Raw genomic sequence first — 14,460 nt, forward strand, 5'->3', positions numbered from 1 at the left:
CGTTCGGGCTGATGAGCATTGCCGGTGCCGTGCTGGCAGGCTCCGCGTTCGTGGCGTGCTCGGAGTCGTTCCCGCAGCCGCTCGGATCCGAGCCGGAACCCGAAACCGACGCCGGAGCAAGCGACGCATCGGACGCTGACTCGGACGCGACGACAGACGCCGATGCCGAGGTAGACAGCGGCGTCATCGATTGCGCGAAGGACCGAGGAGCCGACGGCCTTGCGACACACCTCTCGTGTGCCGGGCTCTATTCGAACATCGCCACCAAGACGGTCGACGCGAATACGCGCGAGTTCACGCCTGGCGTGATGTTCTGGAGCGACGGTGCCGAAAAGCAGCGCTGGGTCTATCTCCCGCCATCCACGAAGATCGACATTTCGAACTTCGACGAGTGGACGTTTCCCCAAGGCACGCGCTTCTGGAAAGAGTTCGAGCTCGAAGGCAAACGCGTCGAGACGCGTCTCTACGAGAAGACCCTCAAGGGGTGGAAGCACACCTCGTATCGTTGGAATAGCGACGCGTCGGAGGCCATTCGAAACGACGCGGGTGAGGTGATCGCCCTCGCAGGCCGCACGCCGTACCAGATCCCCACTGCCAACGAGTGCAACGAATGCCACGCGGGCAGGGAAGAGCCGGTGCTCGGGTTCGAGCCGGTGAGCCTGGGCCTCGCCACCGCGAAGGGCGTCACGCTGGCCACGCTGGCCGTGGAGGATCGGTTCTCGGCGGCTCCGCCCGCGAGGCTCTTCACCATCCCCGAAGACAAGACGGGCATCGCCGCTCCGGCGCTCGCCTGGTTGCACGCGAACTGCGGCCATTGCCACAATACGAGTCCGAACGCCGGCGCGGTCGGCTCCACGCTGCGCACGCTCATCCGGGCCTCTGATCTCCTCGCAGGTAATCCGTCGGCCGAGACGCTCGCCACGTGGACGACGGGCGTGTGCAAACCGTCGGAGCGCGACGCGCCTGCAGGCGGCAAGTATCTCTACATCGCGGGCGGTGCGCCGTCGGCGAGCCTTGCGTCGCTTCTCCTCGGCGCCCGCGCAACGCCCGGCACGGAGAGCATCATCAACCAGATGCCGCCCCTCACGAGCCACATGGTCGACAAGGCAGGTCAGAAGCTGGTCGACGATTGGATCTCTGCGCTCGAGCCTTGCCCGTGAGCACCCCAAGGAAGTCCGCATGAAGTCTACTTGGACGCACGCCCAGAAACGTGAGGCGGTGCTGAACGCCCCACTCGGCCCCGGCTTCTTCCGCGAGGACACCCAGCAGATCCTCCGTGAAGGATGGGTTCAGCTGATCACGCCGTCGGCGCCCTACTTGAACGAGGTTTCGTTCTCGATCGTCGCCGAAGACGACGTCGAACGCGTCATCGACGAAACCATCGCGGCCTATCGCGCGATTGGCAAGAACGTGAAGTGGTATCTGGGGCCGGACTCACGTCCGCTCGACATGGGGCAACGACTCGCGCGTCGCGGATTTCGTCGGTCCGAATATCTCGGCATGATCGTCGAGACCTCTCGACCCGTCGAGCGAGGAGCAGACGTGCACGTCGAGCATGTCGAGGCAGCGTCGGTCGACGCGTTCGTTGCGGCGACGATTCGCGGTTGGAGCATGGCAGCCGACCAAGTGGAGCCCGAGCGCGCCGCGCACCATCGTGCGCTCGCCGAAGTCCCTCGAAGTTCGCATGCGTTCCTCGCCACTTTCGACGGAAAGTCCGTGGGCACCGCCGGTATCCTCATGCGCGAAGGATATGGCTACCTCGTGGGCGGCCAGGTCTTCGAAGAGGCCCGCGGCCGGGGCGCCTATCGCGCGCTGGTCGACGCCCGACTCCAGTTCCTGCGCAGCGTGCATATCGACTACGCGGTGACCTTCGCACTCGAGACGACCTCCGCGCCTATCCTCGAACGGCTCGGCTTCGAGACGGTGGCTCGCGTCGAATGCTGGGTTTTGCAGCACTCGCCCGGATAGGCGGGATTTGTAGACCGAAGTCTGCATATCGAATCACGCATGGCCCGTCCGCTCGGAAGGGCGCGCCGAGAAAGGCGTCCCTCGCGGTCGTCTGTCGTTTCCGACACGATTTTGGCGCGAGGTGGGAACTAGGTCGAGCTGGCGCTCACGTTCGTCGGGTGCTTGATTCGATCGAAGGGGAGAGATGGGCTTCGTAAGGAAATCCTGCCTGGCGCTCGTCGTGGGCGGGATCTGGGGGTGCTCTGCGCTCATCGACACGAGTGGCCTCGCGGTAAGCGACGCGGAACTAAGGGATCCGTCGTCGGGCGAGGGGGGCAATCAGAACGGCCGCGATGGCTCCGTGGGGGACGGATCCGTCGGAGCCGACGTGGATACTGGCTTGGTCAGGGGGCCTTGCCCGACCACGCCGCCGTCGATGGTGCGCGTCCAAGCAAGCTCGCCGTTCTGCATCGATTCGACGGAGGTCACGCAGGCGCAGTACCAGGTGTTCCTCGATGCGACGGCGGGGATCGTCTCGCAGCCGTCCGCGTGCGCCTGGAACTTGTCGCTGGCGCCGACGCCGAGCTGCTTCGACCCCGTGAAGAAGCCGAACGTTCCCGTCGTCTGCGTCGATTGGTGTGATGCGCGCGCGTATTGCGCGTGGGCCGGCAAACGCCTCTGTGGTGCCCTCGGCGGAGGCGCAGGCGGTGGCAAACCCCTCGAGAAGCTCGAGTGGTACATGGCCTGCTCGAAGAACGCCACGCGCGTGTATGCGTACGGCGCGACGTACGAACAGGGCATTTGCAACGACGCGTCCAGCGGTAAGAATGCACTCGTCGACGTCGCCTCCAACCCGAAGTGTGTTGGCGGCTTCGATGGCGTGTTCGACATGAGCGGCAACGCCACCGAGTGGGTCGACGTTTGCGACGACGACAGCCCGAACTCCTCATGTCAGGCTCGCGGTGGGACCTTCGACGAGAAAGACCCGGCGGTCGATCCCACGCGTGATCTGGCCTTCGCTCACCTCCGCTGCAACTCCGGCGATCAGTTCCATCCGCCGCGCGGCAGCTCGGGCGAGTCCCTGGGCTTTCGCTGCTGCAGCGACGTGTTCGAATAGCCAGAGCCAGCCAGAACCGCGAGCGATGACGCTTCGTGCACGACGCGCTAGCTTGGTGGCGAATGAAGATTCCCGCGAGCTGGCAGACGCGTCTCTCCAAGGAAGTCGACGCGCCCTACTTTCGTGAGCTCGCGTCGTTCTTGGAGAACGAACGCGCGAGCAAGCAGATCTTCCCGCCGGAGGGCGAGGTGTTCCGCGCGCTCGAGCTGACGCCACCGGAGGCGGTGAAGGTCGTCCTGCTTGGCCAGGACCCCTACCACGACGACGGCCAGGCCCACGGGCTCTGCTTTTCGGTGAAGCCGCCGACCACGCCGCCGCCGTCGCTCAAGAACATGTACAAGGAGCTCCAGGCTGACCTCGGTATTGCGCCGCCGAATCATGGCGATCTCACCGCGTGGGCCGAGCAGGGCGTCCTCCTCTTGAATGCCGTCCTCACCGTCGTGGCGCACGAGGCCAATTCGCACAAGAACAAGGGCTGGGAGCAATTCACCGACGCGGTCGTGAACGCCGTCAACGCATCGGAGACCCCGGTCGTGTTCTGCCTTTGGGGCGCGTACGCGCAGAAGAAGGCGAAGCTCGTCGATCGCGCACGTCATCGCGTGGTCGAGTGCGCGCATCCGTCGCCGCTGTCGGCGAAGAAGTTCTTCGGCTCCAAGCCGTTCTCCGCCGTCAACGCGAAGCTCACCGAAGTCGGCCGCCCCCCGGTCGACTGGGCGCTCTAGCTACGTGCAATGCCGTTCGGATAGCTGATCGGTTCAGCTCGGCGCGCTCGAGGTTTTCGTCGACACGAATCGACATGATTCTGTAGGACGGATGCAATCTCGTTTTTTCACCTTGAGGGTGCGTCACGCGAACTCGGCGTGACGTGCAGCAAGGAGAAAAGACATGAAAGGTACGTCGGTTCTCGCGGGGCTCGTGCTCGTCGGCGTGACGAGCTGCGGTTCGGCTCCGACCAAGGCAACGGAGCCTCCCAAGGCTCCCGTCTCGGCCGACGCCAAACCGCACAATGCGCTTGCGGCAGGCATGACTGCCCCGGATTTCGTGGCTCCCGGGCACGATGGCCAGCGCGTCACCCCGTCGGGCTATCGCGGTCGCACGCTCATCCTTTTCTTCTACACACGCACGGGCACACCGAACGACACGCGCGAGGCGTGTGACTTCCGCGATCGAGCGGCAGAGCTACGCGAGCGCGGGATTGCCGTGGTCGGAGTCTCCACCGACGACGTGGACGCACAGAAGTCGTTCGCCAAGCTCCACCGGTTCCGTACGAGCTCGTGAGTGATCCCTCGGGCGTGATCGCGAACGCCTACGGCGTGCCGAACGCCTACGGGATGCTCGAGCGGCGCACGTTCGTCATCGGGCCTGATGGCACGATCGAAAAGGTGTTCGAGACCGTCAACCCGACGAAGCACGTCGACGAGGTGATCTCGGTTCTCTGATCGGTCTCGGTTCTTTGGCGTGACCCGTTCAGAGCTTGTCGACCACGACGTCGTCCACGTTGGCCGAGAACGTGGCCGCCGAGGTGGGCTGGTACAGGCCCACCATGAGATTGGCAGCTTTGGACGTGGCTTTCGGAACGGAATAGAGCCCGATCGGCTTGTCCGAATCGAGCGAGACCTTCGCCGTGCCGTTGCCGAGATCCAGGTCGAGCTGGATTTCGTGGAAGCTCTCCCACGTCGAGGAGAGGACCTGCTGCCCAGGCACGGAGCCGTTGTTGATCTCTTCTCCCCACTTCAGGCCGACGACGCCGAGCGAACTGGCATAAATGCCCACGTAACCCGATTCCGTGGAGAGATTCTGCGTTCGATATTTGAACATCATCACGTCGACGGAGCCCGCCACCGTGTTGTCGACGAGCGCCGACGGCGTGACACGCAGCTGCATGGTCACTCGCAGCTTCGTCTCGGTGAGTGCGTATTGGAAATACGACTCCGCGTTCGACGGAAACATCGATACGAGGAGCGATGAGTTTCCGGCCGTCAGGTTCGCGGCGTCGAGGGCGAGCTCCTGCGGCGCAGCGCGAGTGCTCGTGGTCCAAGGCCACGCGCCGTTGTCGAGCAGACTGGGGCCGTCGAATCCTGCGCAGAAGAGGTGGTTCGGATCGATGCACCGGCTTCGAGCGACGGGCTTGCTCGTGTCGGTCGTGGCATCTGCGGCGTCCGACGTGGCGCCGTCGTCGGTGACGCCGCCATCGTGGCTACCGTTCTGGGTGTCCGGCCCCGCCGGAGACTCGGCGCGGTCTGGAGCGTCCCCCGACGATGCTTCCCCGAAGTCGTTGCAGGCCGCGACGAGCAAGGGAACGCTCGAAGCGAACGCGATGACCCCCCAGGACCATGCGCGACGAACACTCGACATCGCGAGAGAATCTACGTGCCGCGCGCTCCGCACGCCAGCGCTCGATCACGCGGCATCGACGGTCTTTCGACGACGTCGCGCGACCATCACGCCCGCCGCGAGCACGGCGAGAGCGCCCGTTCGCAGCGCGCCGGTGTCGTGGCCAGGCACGCTGCATCCGCAGCCATCGTCGCTCGAATCGGCAGGACCCGTCGCACCGACGACGGGGGGCTTTCCGTCGTTCAAGTCGACGAGCAACGTGTCAGCCGCGATGTTGCCATTTGCATCGAGTACCTCGACGCGAGGATTCATCCGTCGCGTGTCTTCCGTCGACGGCATGTCGATCTCGAGGCCGCCCCATGACGTATCGGGAACACCGTCGTAGTCGAAGTCCCAGCGCGCCGTGAGTTTGTCGGGGCTCGTGCCATCGAGGATCTCGACGGACAGCTTCACCGGCGTGCCTGCATAAGCAGGTGTCACCGCTTTAATGCGAACCTTCGGCGGCGCGCCGTCCGCGATGCTCAGCTCGGCGGCCTTCGCGAGGTCGAGCTTGCCTTCGCCCCAGAGCGTCGCGTCCTTGACGAACGAATCGCGTCGCCCAGAGGAGAGGATTCGGTTCTTTCGCACCTCGGCGCGTTCCGTCGGATAGAGCTGCTGCAGCAGAGCAACGCTCGCGGCGACGTGCGGGCCCGCGCCCGACGTTCCGCCGAAGGGGCTGTATTCGACCTCCACGCCGTTCGCGGATGGCGGGCTCAGCGAGATCGGATTCTCCGGAGCTGCAATTCCCAGCTTCGGTTCACCGTCGATGCGCGGGCCTCGCGACGAGTACGAGGCGAGGTCGCCCTTCGCTGCCGTCGCATAGAAGGAGGGCTCGTCGTGCAAGACGTACGCGCCGACGGAGATGGTCTTGTCTCCCGTCGACGGCGAACAGATCGTTCGCGCTGGGTCGCCTTGCTCGAAGGTGATGCCGGCTTGCCAGCTCGTGCGGTCGTCACCCGTGTAGGCGTCGATTTCGACCGGGGGCCCGGCATCGACGGTCGCCGTCACCGTATACGTGCCCTGGGGGAGGCTGCTCTGCGGCGCATAGAGGAAGACGTGGGATTCGTTCGTGCCTCGCGGCGTCGTGTAGGGGTACGAGAGGAGCTGACGACCATCACCGAGGTCGATGCCATTGGTGCCATCGGCCGGCACGTCGACCGTCTTCCCATCGGGCGTCTTGACCGAGAGCGCGATCTTGCGCGGTGCTCCGCGCTGGTGCAGCGAGAGCTGGATGAGCGTTGCGCCCTGGAAGTGCTTGTCGGTGAGGAGGGTGATCGTGTTCGTTCCCGCTGCGAGCGTGAGCGAACGATGCTTCTTCGACGTGGCGAGGTTGCCGGCCGGGCTCACGATGACCGTGCCTTTGGCGAGTGCACCGTCGTAGAGGCTGTCTTCGTTCGACGAACCATCGAGCGTCACGCCCGCATACGGCGCGTACTCGGTGAGGATGACCGCAGGCTTCCGCGCGAGCGCCCATTGAATGGCCGCCGAGGGCTCCGAGCTGGAGGTGGCCACGTAGAGATCCGCGTTTGGCGCGAGACCGAGCCAGCGCGAGACACCGGGCACGCCGCCGACGAGAATGCCCGCGACCGCCGTACCGTGGCTTGCGTCCGACATCTGAGCCGCCGACTTGAACTCGTAGTTCACGAGTCCGGAGCCCTTCATGTCGCCGCGCGTGTACGTCTTCGTTCCGTCGCGAAGCGCAGCGAGTTTGCTCGTCTTGAGTCGAATGAAGCGTTCGCTCGGCCCGACGGCTCCGTCGGCATTCGCGTCGTCGACGACGAAGAGCGGTTCGCCATAGGCGGGCGTGTCCTCGGTGAAGCCCGCGCCATAGTCACGCGACCCGTTGCCATTCGTGTCGCAATAGAGGAAGTCGAGCGCGGGCGTGAAGCCGACGTCGCGATCGAGCTCGGGCCCATACGCCGAGATCACGCGCGACGAGAGCACGTGGAGGACTTCTTCCTTCGCGATGGCGCCGTCACCGTCGAGGTCGACACCGTCGACGTCGGGATCGAACTTGCCGTTGGCGTTGACGTCGATCCACGCGCTGTAGCCGCCGTCACCCCGGAAGAGGGCAGGGTGGAAGAGGAACACGGTGGTGTCGATGTCGACGATCGAGGTGCCGGTACCGTCGAGCGGCGTTCCGTCTTTCAGATTCACGCGTGCAGCGCGCACGGCTTGATCGACGCGCGTCTCGATGCGCGACTGATCGAGAGGGAGAGGACCTTTGACCCGCACGTCGGGATCCACCGAGGCGACGTTCGGAGCGGCCGTGAGTGCCCGCAGGCCGTCCGCCGTGATGCGTGCGAGGAAGGTCTTGTCGGCGACGGCTGCGGGCCGCTGCTCGAATCCCGCACCCGACGCACGGAGTGCCGTGAGCTCACTTGCCGTTGGCTCGTGCGCGAAGCGCACGACGACGGGGAGGAGGCCGTCGGCTTCGAAGGCTTCGTTTCGCTCGAGCCAGGGAAGCGTTTTTCCCGTCGACGCTCGATGCGCCAGCATCATCGACGCGAGCGGCGAGATCCGCGTCGGCTTGATGCGAGGCGGAGGCGCCTCGGCGGCATTGGCCGTGGGGGCGCCGAGCGTGGCGAGCAAAGAGAGCGAAACGACACCAAGAGAGACGCGAAGCGCGCGCAGCATCGAGGTGCAGCTCAAGCACGTGTTGTGCCGCGGCTTTTCCGCAATGAAACCGCGTCGGGGTCACGCCCGGCATCGAACTTGGCGATACAAAACGAACGCGCCCGCGCGACCTCCGAAGAGGCGATGCGCGGGCGCGGACCTTCTTCCTGGATCAGGAAGAAGTCAGGTCACTGGCCGCCGGCCATGCCCTGGAGGAAGAACGCGATGACGAAGCTGAGGAGGACGAGCGACTCGATGAGCGCCAGACCGAGGATCATCGGGGTCTGGATGCGCGCAGCGGCGCCGGGGTTACGCGAGATGCCTTCGAGGGCAGCGGCGGCCGCCTTGCCCTGGCCCATCGCGCCACCGAGAACGCCGAGGCCGATCGCGACACCCGCGGCGGCCGCAGCCCACATCTTCACGTCGAACTTGTTGGCGCCGACGTGCGTTTCGTCAGCGGCGAAAGCGGCGACGGGGACGACAAAGGCGGCGACGAAGGCGAGGGCCGCGGGACCCAGCTTGCGGATGCTCATCGGGACAGACTCCTGTTGGTAAAGCTCTTGAGGGATCGGGATGCCCAATCTTTCGATTTGGGCGCCGTCAGGAACTCGGCCCGACGGGGAATTTGTTGGCGCGCTCTTAGCTGCTTTTCGAGGGGTTGGCTAGAGATGTGTTGCCAATCTTTTTGCCGACCAAAGACTACTGATCAGGCGTGCGCCTCTGCGTGACCTTCTTCGTGCCCATGACCCTTGCCGTGGCCTTCGCCATGGTCGTCATGCGTCTCGGTGGCGAGCGCGATGTAGATCGACGTGAGGAGGCAGAAGACGAGGACCTGCACCACGACGACCAGCGAGCCGAGGATCATGATCGGAATCGGGACGAAGAGTGCGAAGGCCCCGAGCGCGATCGAGAGCAGCAGGTGGTCGACCGCCATGTTGAGCATCAGACGGATGCTCAGCGTGATCGGGCGGATGATGAAGGTCGAGATGAACTCGATGGCGAAGATGAGGATGTTGATGGGCAGCATGGCCCAACCCATCCACGGGCCGGCGAGGTGCGTGATGAAGCCGATGCCCTGCGCCTTCAGACCGTAATAGGTGAAGGTGCCGAGGACGACGAGGGCCGAGCCCGCCGTGATGTTCCAGCTCGACGTCGGCGGCATGAAGCCGGGGATGAGACCCAGCACGTTCGAGAACAAGACGAAGACAGCGGCGGCGCCGACGACGGGGAAGTATCGCTTCGCCCGGGTCGGACCCATCATCTCCTTCATCATGTTGTAGAAGTAGCCGATGACGATCTCGAAGAACGTCCGCAGCGAGAGCTTCTCGTCGGGAATGACGGACTTCTCGTAGTCCTTCACCTGCGAGCGAACCCGCAGCGCGAGAAGGATGACGAGAGCCGCAACGAACACGCTCGCGACCAGCGGTTCGGCCCCGTGCGCATCGACTGGCTTGTGGCCAAGGAACGACGCGCCGAAGTTGTGCATGTTCTCCCCGAGGGCGGGAAACAGTGCGATCAGGTAGCTGAAAAACGAGGTGTGCTCGGGCATCTCGGCGGCACGCTCCATAACACGAAGCGCGATGGAAAGGTCGTCTTCGTTGAAAATCTATAATTGCATGAAATGACTTTAGAAAATTGGAAACGGTGGCGCTTGATTCGGAGCGAATGCAGTCAGCGGCCGCGCTTCCGAGGGGGGACGGGATTGCGTACGAATGCACTGGCTGCGATCCCCAACGGCAAGACGCCGTAGCCGACGACGAGCGGGATAGGGTCAACCATCCGTTTCGTCAAAAGGACCCAGATTCCTCCGAAGAGGATGAAAAGCTTGAAGAAGGCGAAGATCCCCCACAGGGTGCCGCCTCGTTTCCCATCTTTTTCGCTGCTCGCGCTCTCGCTGCTCGCGCTTTCCTCGTCCGCACTGCCACCGTCGCCGACGTTGTCGGTCGCGAGGGTTGTCGGCACATCCTCCGGCGTTTCCCCCTCCGGTAGCTCGCCCTCCGGCGGCGGGCGAATGATCGAGCGCACGATGGCGCGCATCATGAGGAGGTTGGCGACGGCGATGAACGTGCCGACGGCCACGGAGATTGCCGTGCGCCTTCCGTAGGTTCCCAGGGCACCGAGCGTCAGCGCGAAGCCGAGCGCACTCGCACAGACCGCGGCGATGGCTGCATCGTCACGGTCGTCGGGACTTTCCGCCATCGGGGCTCTCCTTGTCGTCGCGGGATTTCTCGTCGAGCTCCAGATCGGAATCCCGCTCGGGCTCGGCCCACGGATCTTCGCCGCGCTCGAGCCGTTCATCGCGCTCGATGTCGAGCGACATCCGCTTGGCAGCAATCCAGAGCGCACGGAAACCGGCGTAGCAACCGACGAGAAAGCCCACGGCCGCAAGGAAGTGCGTTCCGAGCTTTCGATCGCCCCAGCGACCAAGGTAGTAGCCGATGGCCATCGAGAGGAGGAGCTCGAAGCCGAGCGAGCCGTAACGGCCATAGGCCTTCATTCCTCTCATCGACGCCATGGCAGTGCTTTCGATCCCTTCAAGCATTGTGCCGCGAGGTCGTCAAATGTGACGGGCGCGGGTGCGGCGCTACCGCTGTACGGGTTGTGCTCCTATCATGACGTTCAACATGCGCTTTCCCTTGCTCTGCCTTGCTTGCGCATCCTCGACGTTCACCTCGCTCGCGCTCGCCCAGGAGCCCCTCCCTCCGCCGGCTCCGGCACCGCCCCCTGCGCAGTACCAGCCGCCTCCGACCTCGGGCCAGCCGCCGCCCGCGAACTACGCTCCGCAGGGCGCTTATCCGCAGCAGGCGCCCCCTCCCGGGTATGGCCAGCCGGCGTACGGCCAGCCTCCTCCGCAGCCGTATCCGCAGGACGGACGGCCCGCTCCCGACGCCTACGTCTACACGCCTCGCCCCGCGGTCTACTCGCCCTACTCGGAGGCGGAGCCGCCGACACACGCGCCCAAGTACTCGTTCTGGGTCGGCCCGCGACTCAGCTACATGGGCTTCGGTTTCAGCTTCTTCGAGAACCGCAGCGGGCACTCGGAGACCACGGGCAACTTCGTCGGCAACGGTCTCGCCCCGCAGATCGACATCGGCGCGCGCATCTCGCGTCGCTACATCCCGTTCCTCTTCTGGGAGCACGGCTTTCTCTCGAAGGGCCACCGCTTCGACGGCGACAGCGCCTCGGCGTCGACCGACTACTACGGCATCGGTTTCCGCTCGCTCAGCGGCGACGTCGACTCGGTCGCGTTCCTCACCGAGATCTCGATCGGCAAGCGCGTCATCAGCGTCACCAACAACGGTGAGACCTACAAGATGAGCGGCCTCGAGTTCTTCAAGCTCGGACTGGGCGCCGAGATTCGCGTTCAGACGCTCTTCACCATCGAACCCGTGTTCAGTATCGCGACTGGCACCCTGAACGACACCGAAGGCTCGGTGAGGTTCAGCGCCGAAGGCTCGAAAGACGGCATCACCCAGCCGGCGTTCAGGAACGGCGAGACGATCGAGAACCCGCGTGCGTACGTGGTGCTGAGCCTCGGCGTCGGCATTCACTTCGATCTGTTCGGCAAGTAAAGGGGCGCGTCCGTGCGGATCGTGGCCGATGCGCGCATGCGGGCCGACGTCTTGCGCCCATGGCCGCCTCTCCTCGCGACGGCAGGGCCCGGCTCGGCCAGCGCCATGCATGCGCATCACGCGATGCATCTCATCGTGGCGCGGTCCGGCACGCTTCGCGTGAGGCAGGGCAAGGCGCGCGCGAAGGCCCGCTCGGCGGCCGGCATTCTGACTTCGCCGGACGTTCCGCACGCCATCGATGCTTCGGGCGTCGAGGTGGTGCTCGTCTTCGTCGATCCGGAGAGTGACGTCGGCGAGCGCCTGCTTGCCACATTCGACGATCCACTTCGTCTCGTGACGGAAGGCGAGCGCGACGCGCTGCTCTCCGATCTCCCGCGTGGCGCGACGCCCGACGCGATCATGATCTGGGCCGAAGGCGCGATGGCGCGCTTCGCTGGAGCTCCGCAGACGAAGAGGCGGATGCATCCGCGCGTGAAGACGCTCCTCGCGCGACTACGCACGATGCCCCTCGACGCCGACACGACGCTACCGGCGCTCGCGGCTTCGGCCGGTCTCTCCGAGAGCCGGCTCTTGCACGTCTTCCGCGAATCGGTGGGCATCCCGATTCGGCCTTACCTCTTGTGGCTGAAGGTGCAGCGCGCGGTGACGAGCTTTGCGGCGGGAAAGTCACTCACGCAGGCCGCGCACGATGCCGGCTTCGCCGACGCGGCACACATGAGTCGAACGTTCCGCCGGATGTTCGGAATGCCCGCTTCGGAGCTGAAAAAGGGAGTGGTTTCCGCCGCGCGTTGACCCGCGAGCCACCCGCGAACAAGGCGGCAGGTACGTTCAAGCGGCCCGGGCGGGCAGGGCGCATCTTGGTGCCCATGACGACCACGAACCTCGAATCCTCGCCCTGGAACGCCTACCGCAGGGTTCACCGGAGCCGAAAGAACCTGCTCGTCCACCTGCTGGCCGTGCCGGTCTTCATCGCCGGCACCGCGCTCGTCGTTTTCGGATTGGTCGAGCTCTCGCCCTGGCCCGTGCTCGGTGGTGTCGTCGCGATGGCCCTCTCGATGGCGGTTCAGGGCGCGGGGCACGCCACGGAGGCGTGCAAGGTCGAACCGTTTTCGTCACCGTTCGGCTTCGTGCGGAGAATCTTCACCGAGCAGCTGGTGACGTTCCCGCGCTACGTCCTGTCCGGTGAGCTCGCGCGCGTGTGGCGCGAAGCAGGCGACCATCGCGCGAGCGCGTGAGTGCGCGAGCACGCGAGCACGCGAGTACCTGAAGCGGGTCGGGTCAGCCGCAGACTTTGCGAATCGCTTCGTCGCGCTCGGCCAACACCTTCTCGATGACGAGCCGCATCTTCGCGAAGGCCTGCGCGCGGTGCGAAATGCGGTTCTTCTCGTCGTCCGAGAGCTCCGCCATCGTCTTCTCGGAGCCGGAGGCGACGAAGAGCGGATCGTAACCGAACCCATTCGTTCCACGCGGCTGCGTCGTGATGGTGCCTTCGCAGGTGCCGTCCACGACGAAGGGCTCGCCGTTCTTCACGAAGGGATCGACGAGCGCGAGGACGCAACGGAAGCGAGCCTTGTACGGCCCTCTCCCGCCGACCGTTGCGTGCGCCATGAGTGCGGCGACGAGCGCGTCGTTGTTTTGGGCGTCCGTTGCCTTCTCGGCTGCGTAGCGCGCCGAACGAACGCCCGGGGCTCCGCCGAGCACGTCGACTTCGAGCCCCGAATCGTCGGCGAGGGTCAACATGGTGGTGGCGGCCGCGACTGCACGCGCTTTCTTGAGAGCATTCGCTTCGAAGGTGGCGCCGTCCTCCACCACGTCGAAGGGTCTCTGGATGACGTCGCCGAGGCCGAGAACCTGGATGTCGAGGCCGCGCAGCAGTGCGCGCAGCTCTTCGATCTTTCCGCGATTCTTCGTGGCGAGCACCAGCGCGTGCGTAGTCATGGTCGTTACTTTTCGATGAGCATCGTCTCGAGCGAGATTCCCGCCGAGGCGAGCACCTTCTCCTGGATGCTCGTCAGGTCGCGAATGCCATTGAGCGCGAGGTCGATCATGCGGTCGATCTCGCGACGCGGCACCGGCGCGCCTTCGGCGGTGCCCTGGACTTCGATGATGGCGCCCGAGCGGGTCGCGACGAGGTTCAGGTCGACTTCGGCCTTCGAGTCTTCGAGGTAGACGAGGTCGAGCGCGAGCTCCTCGTTCAGGTAGCCAACGCTCACCGCCGCGACCGGCTCGCGGAGAACCGGGCCCTTGAGGTTGCCCTTCTGTTCGACCTTGGCGAGGGCGAGCGCGAGGGCGACGAACCCGGCAGTGATCGAAGCAGTGCGCGTGCCACCGTCGGCTTCGAGTACGTCACAGTCGATCGTGATCTGACGCTCGCCGAGCTTCTCGAGATCGACTGCGGCGCGCAGCGCGCGACCCACGAGACGCTGGATCTCCTGCGTGCGGCCGCTCGGTGCCTTACCGCGTCCGTCGCGGTTCTCGCGGCGCACGGGGTTCGAGCGCGGGTGCATCTGGTACTCGGCCGTCACCCAGCCCTTGCCCTTGCCCTCCATCCACGGCGGAACCTTCTCGTCGACCGAGGCGGTGCAAAGGACGACCGTCGATCCCGCACGATAAAGGACCGAGCCCTCAGCCATTCGTTGGAAGCCAACCGTCATTTCGACGGGGCGGAGGACATCGAGAGCACGGCCATCGGGACGGGGACGGGTCATGGGGCGCTTTGTTACCAGGTTTCCGGCTCCGGTGCGTCACCGCCGGTCTCGCTTTCGCCTCGGGTTGCGCGGAACGCGGCCTTCTTTTGCCCTCGAGCACGCGCATGGCGGCATGTCTGCTGCATCG

15 protein-coding genes and 1 pseudogene are annotated in these 14,460 nt (G+C 65.2%); 8 read left to right on the forward strand and 8 right to left on the reverse strand.

What is annotated here, in order from left to right; translation table 11 throughout:
- Positions 1-11 precede the first annotated feature (11 nt).
- The 5 genes and pseudogenes from AKJ09_RS18770 (at position 12) to AKJ09_RS54885 (ending at position 4,503) form a co-directional block, all read left to right on the forward strand.
- Positions 12-1,160 carry a hypothetical protein gene (locus AKJ09_RS18770; RefSeq protein WP_169927653.1) on the forward strand — a complete coding sequence of 383 codons (1,149 nt, stop codon included), beginning with the start codon at positions 12-14 and terminating at the stop codon, positions 1,158-1,160.
- Positions 1,161-1,179: 19 nt separating this feature from the next.
- Complete coding sequence (locus tag AKJ09_RS18775) at positions 1,180-1,968, forward strand: GNAT family N-acetyltransferase (protein ID WP_146648577.1); 789 nt, start codon at positions 1,180-1,182, stop codon at positions 1,966-1,968.
- 184 nt (positions 1,969-2,152) lie between these two features.
- Positions 2,153-3,064, forward strand: a complete 912-nt coding sequence (locus AKJ09_RS18780) for a formylglycine-generating enzyme family protein (RefSeq protein ID WP_146648578.1) — start codon at positions 2,153-2,155, stop codon at positions 3,062-3,064.
- A gap of 62 nt (positions 3,065-3,126) precedes the next feature.
- Entirely contained in the window at positions 3,127-3,786 is a 660-nt protein-coding gene (ung, locus tag AKJ09_RS18785; protein WP_146648579.1) for a uracil-DNA glycosylase, read from the forward strand.
- Between the two features lie 301 nt (positions 3,787-4,087).
- Positions 4,088-4,503, forward strand: a pseudogene (locus tag AKJ09_RS54885) (peroxiredoxin).
- Between the two features lie 28 nt (positions 4,504-4,531).
- On the opposite strand, the gene AKJ09_RS18800 reads toward AKJ09_RS54885, so the two are convergent.
- The 6 genes from AKJ09_RS18800 to AKJ09_RS18825 form a co-directional block, all read right to left on the reverse strand.
- Entirely contained in the window at positions 4,532-5,419 is an 888-nt protein-coding gene (locus tag AKJ09_RS18800; protein WP_146648582.1) for a hypothetical protein, read from the reverse strand.
- Positions 5,420-5,464: 45 nt separating this feature from the next.
- Complete coding sequence (locus AKJ09_RS18805) at positions 5,465-8,074, reverse strand: S8 family serine peptidase (RefSeq protein WP_146648583.1); 2,610 nt, start codon at positions 8,072-8,074, stop codon at positions 5,465-5,467.
- Positions 8,075-8,241: 167 nt separating this feature from the next.
- Complete coding sequence (locus AKJ09_RS18810; RefSeq protein ID WP_146648584.1) at positions 8,242-8,586, reverse strand: ATP synthase F0 subunit C; 345 nt, start codon at positions 8,584-8,586, stop codon at positions 8,242-8,244.
- Positions 8,587-8,759: 173 nt separating this feature from the next.
- Positions 8,760-9,602 carry a F0F1 ATP synthase subunit A gene (gene atpB, locus AKJ09_RS18815; RefSeq protein ID WP_146655580.1) on the reverse strand — a complete coding sequence of 281 codons (843 nt, stop codon included), beginning with the start codon at positions 9,600-9,602 and terminating at the stop codon, positions 8,760-8,762.
- A gap of 122 nt (positions 9,603-9,724) precedes the next feature.
- Complete coding sequence (locus AKJ09_RS18820; protein WP_146648585.1) at positions 9,725-10,252, reverse strand: hypothetical protein; 528 nt, start codon at positions 10,250-10,252, stop codon at positions 9,725-9,727.
- On the reverse strand, positions 10,227-10,568 hold the full coding sequence (locus AKJ09_RS18825) for an AtpZ/AtpI family protein (RefSeq protein ID WP_169927654.1): 342 nt from the start codon (positions 10,566-10,568) through the stop codon (positions 10,227-10,229). The genes AKJ09_RS18820 and AKJ09_RS18825 overlap by 26 nt, the downstream gene beginning before the upstream one ends.
- Before the next feature lie 109 nt (positions 10,569-10,677).
- Here AKJ09_RS18825 and AKJ09_RS54305 point away from each other — a divergent pair, with 109 nt between their 5' ends.
- The 3 genes from AKJ09_RS54305 (at position 10,678) to AKJ09_RS18840 (ending at position 12,860) form a co-directional block, all read left to right on the forward strand.
- Positions 10,678-11,625 (forward strand): hypothetical protein, encoded by a 948-nt coding sequence (locus AKJ09_RS54305; protein ID WP_205633740.1) that lies wholly within the window; start codon positions 10,678-10,680, stop codon positions 11,623-11,625.
- Between the two features lie 12 nt (positions 11,626-11,637).
- Positions 11,638-12,417: a helix-turn-helix domain-containing protein gene (locus tag AKJ09_RS18835; protein WP_240488518.1), complete on the forward strand. Its 780-nt coding sequence runs from the start codon at positions 11,638-11,640 to the stop codon at positions 12,415-12,417.
- Between the two features lie 74 nt (positions 12,418-12,491).
- Positions 12,492-12,860, forward strand: coding sequence for a terminase (locus tag AKJ09_RS18840; protein WP_146648587.1), 369 nt, complete (start codon positions 12,492-12,494; stop codon positions 12,858-12,860).
- A 43-nt stretch (positions 12,861-12,903) separates the two neighbouring features.
- Here AKJ09_RS18840 and rdgB read toward each other — a convergent pair whose 3' ends face one another.
- Entirely contained in the window at positions 12,904-13,563 is a 660-nt protein-coding gene (rdgB, locus tag AKJ09_RS18845) for an RdgB/HAM1 family non-canonical purine NTP pyrophosphatase (RefSeq protein WP_146648588.1), read from the reverse strand.
- A 5-nt stretch (positions 13,564-13,568) separates the two neighbouring features.
- Complete coding sequence (gene rph / locus AKJ09_RS18850) at positions 13,569-14,333, reverse strand: ribonuclease PH (RefSeq protein ID WP_146648589.1); 765 nt, start codon at positions 14,331-14,333, stop codon at positions 13,569-13,571.
- Between the last annotated feature and the right edge of the window lie 127 nt (positions 14,334-14,460).

This window comes from Labilithrix luteola, from assembly GCF_001263205.1.
Lineage (GTDB): Bacteria > Myxococcota_A > Polyangia > Polyangiales > Polyangiaceae > Labilithrix > Labilithrix luteola.

Bases quoted from the DNA above. Each gene is read 5' to 3' on its own strand.
- AKJ09_RS18770 (WP_169927653.1), top strand. From the start codon at position 12: ATGAGCATTGCCGGTGCCGTGCTGGCAGGCTCCGCGTTCGTGGCGTGC.
- AKJ09_RS18805 (WP_146648583.1), bottom strand. From the start codon at position 8,074: ATGCTGCGCGCGCTTCGCGTCTCTCTTGGTGTCGTTTCGCTCTCTTTG.
- AKJ09_RS18780 (WP_146648578.1), top strand. From the start codon at position 2,153: ATGGGCTTCGTAAGGAAATCCTGCCTGGCGCTCGTCGTGGGCGGGATC.
- AKJ09_RS18840 (WP_146648587.1), top strand. From the start codon at position 12,492: ATGACGACCACGAACCTCGAATCCTCGCCCTGGAACGCCTACCGCAGG.
- AKJ09_RS54305 (WP_205633740.1), top strand. From the start codon at position 10,678: ATGCGCTTTCCCTTGCTCTGCCTTGCTTGCGCATCCTCGACGTTCACC.
- AKJ09_RS18825 (WP_169927654.1), bottom strand. From the start codon at position 10,568: ATGGCGTCGATGAGAGGAATGAAGGCCTATGGCCGTTACGGCTCGCTC.
- AKJ09_RS18775 (WP_146648577.1), top strand. From the start codon at position 1,180: ATGAAGTCTACTTGGACGCACGCCCAGAAACGTGAGGCGGTGCTGAAC.
- ung (WP_146648579.1), top strand. From the start codon at position 3,127: ATGAAGATTCCCGCGAGCTGGCAGACGCGTCTCTCCAAGGAAGTCGAC.
- atpB (WP_146655580.1), bottom strand. From the start codon at position 9,602: ATGCCCGAGCACACCTCGTTTTTCAGCTACCTGATCGCACTGTTTCCC.
- rdgB (WP_146648588.1), bottom strand. From the start codon at position 13,563: ATGACTACGCACGCGCTGGTGCTCGCCACGAAGAATCGCGGAAAGATC.
- AKJ09_RS18810 (WP_146648584.1), bottom strand. From the start codon at position 8,586: ATGAGCATCCGCAAGCTGGGTCCCGCGGCCCTCGCCTTCGTCGCCGCC.
- rph (WP_146648589.1), bottom strand. From the start codon at position 14,333: ATGACCCGTCCCCGTCCCGATGGCCGTGCTCTCGATGTCCTCCGCCCC.
- AKJ09_RS18820 (WP_146648585.1), bottom strand. From the start codon at position 10,252: ATGGCGGAAAGTCCCGACGACCGTGACGATGCAGCCATCGCCGCGGTC.
- AKJ09_RS18800 (WP_146648582.1), bottom strand. From the start codon at position 5,419: ATGTCGAGTGTTCGTCGCGCATGGTCCTGGGGGGTCATCGCGTTCGCT.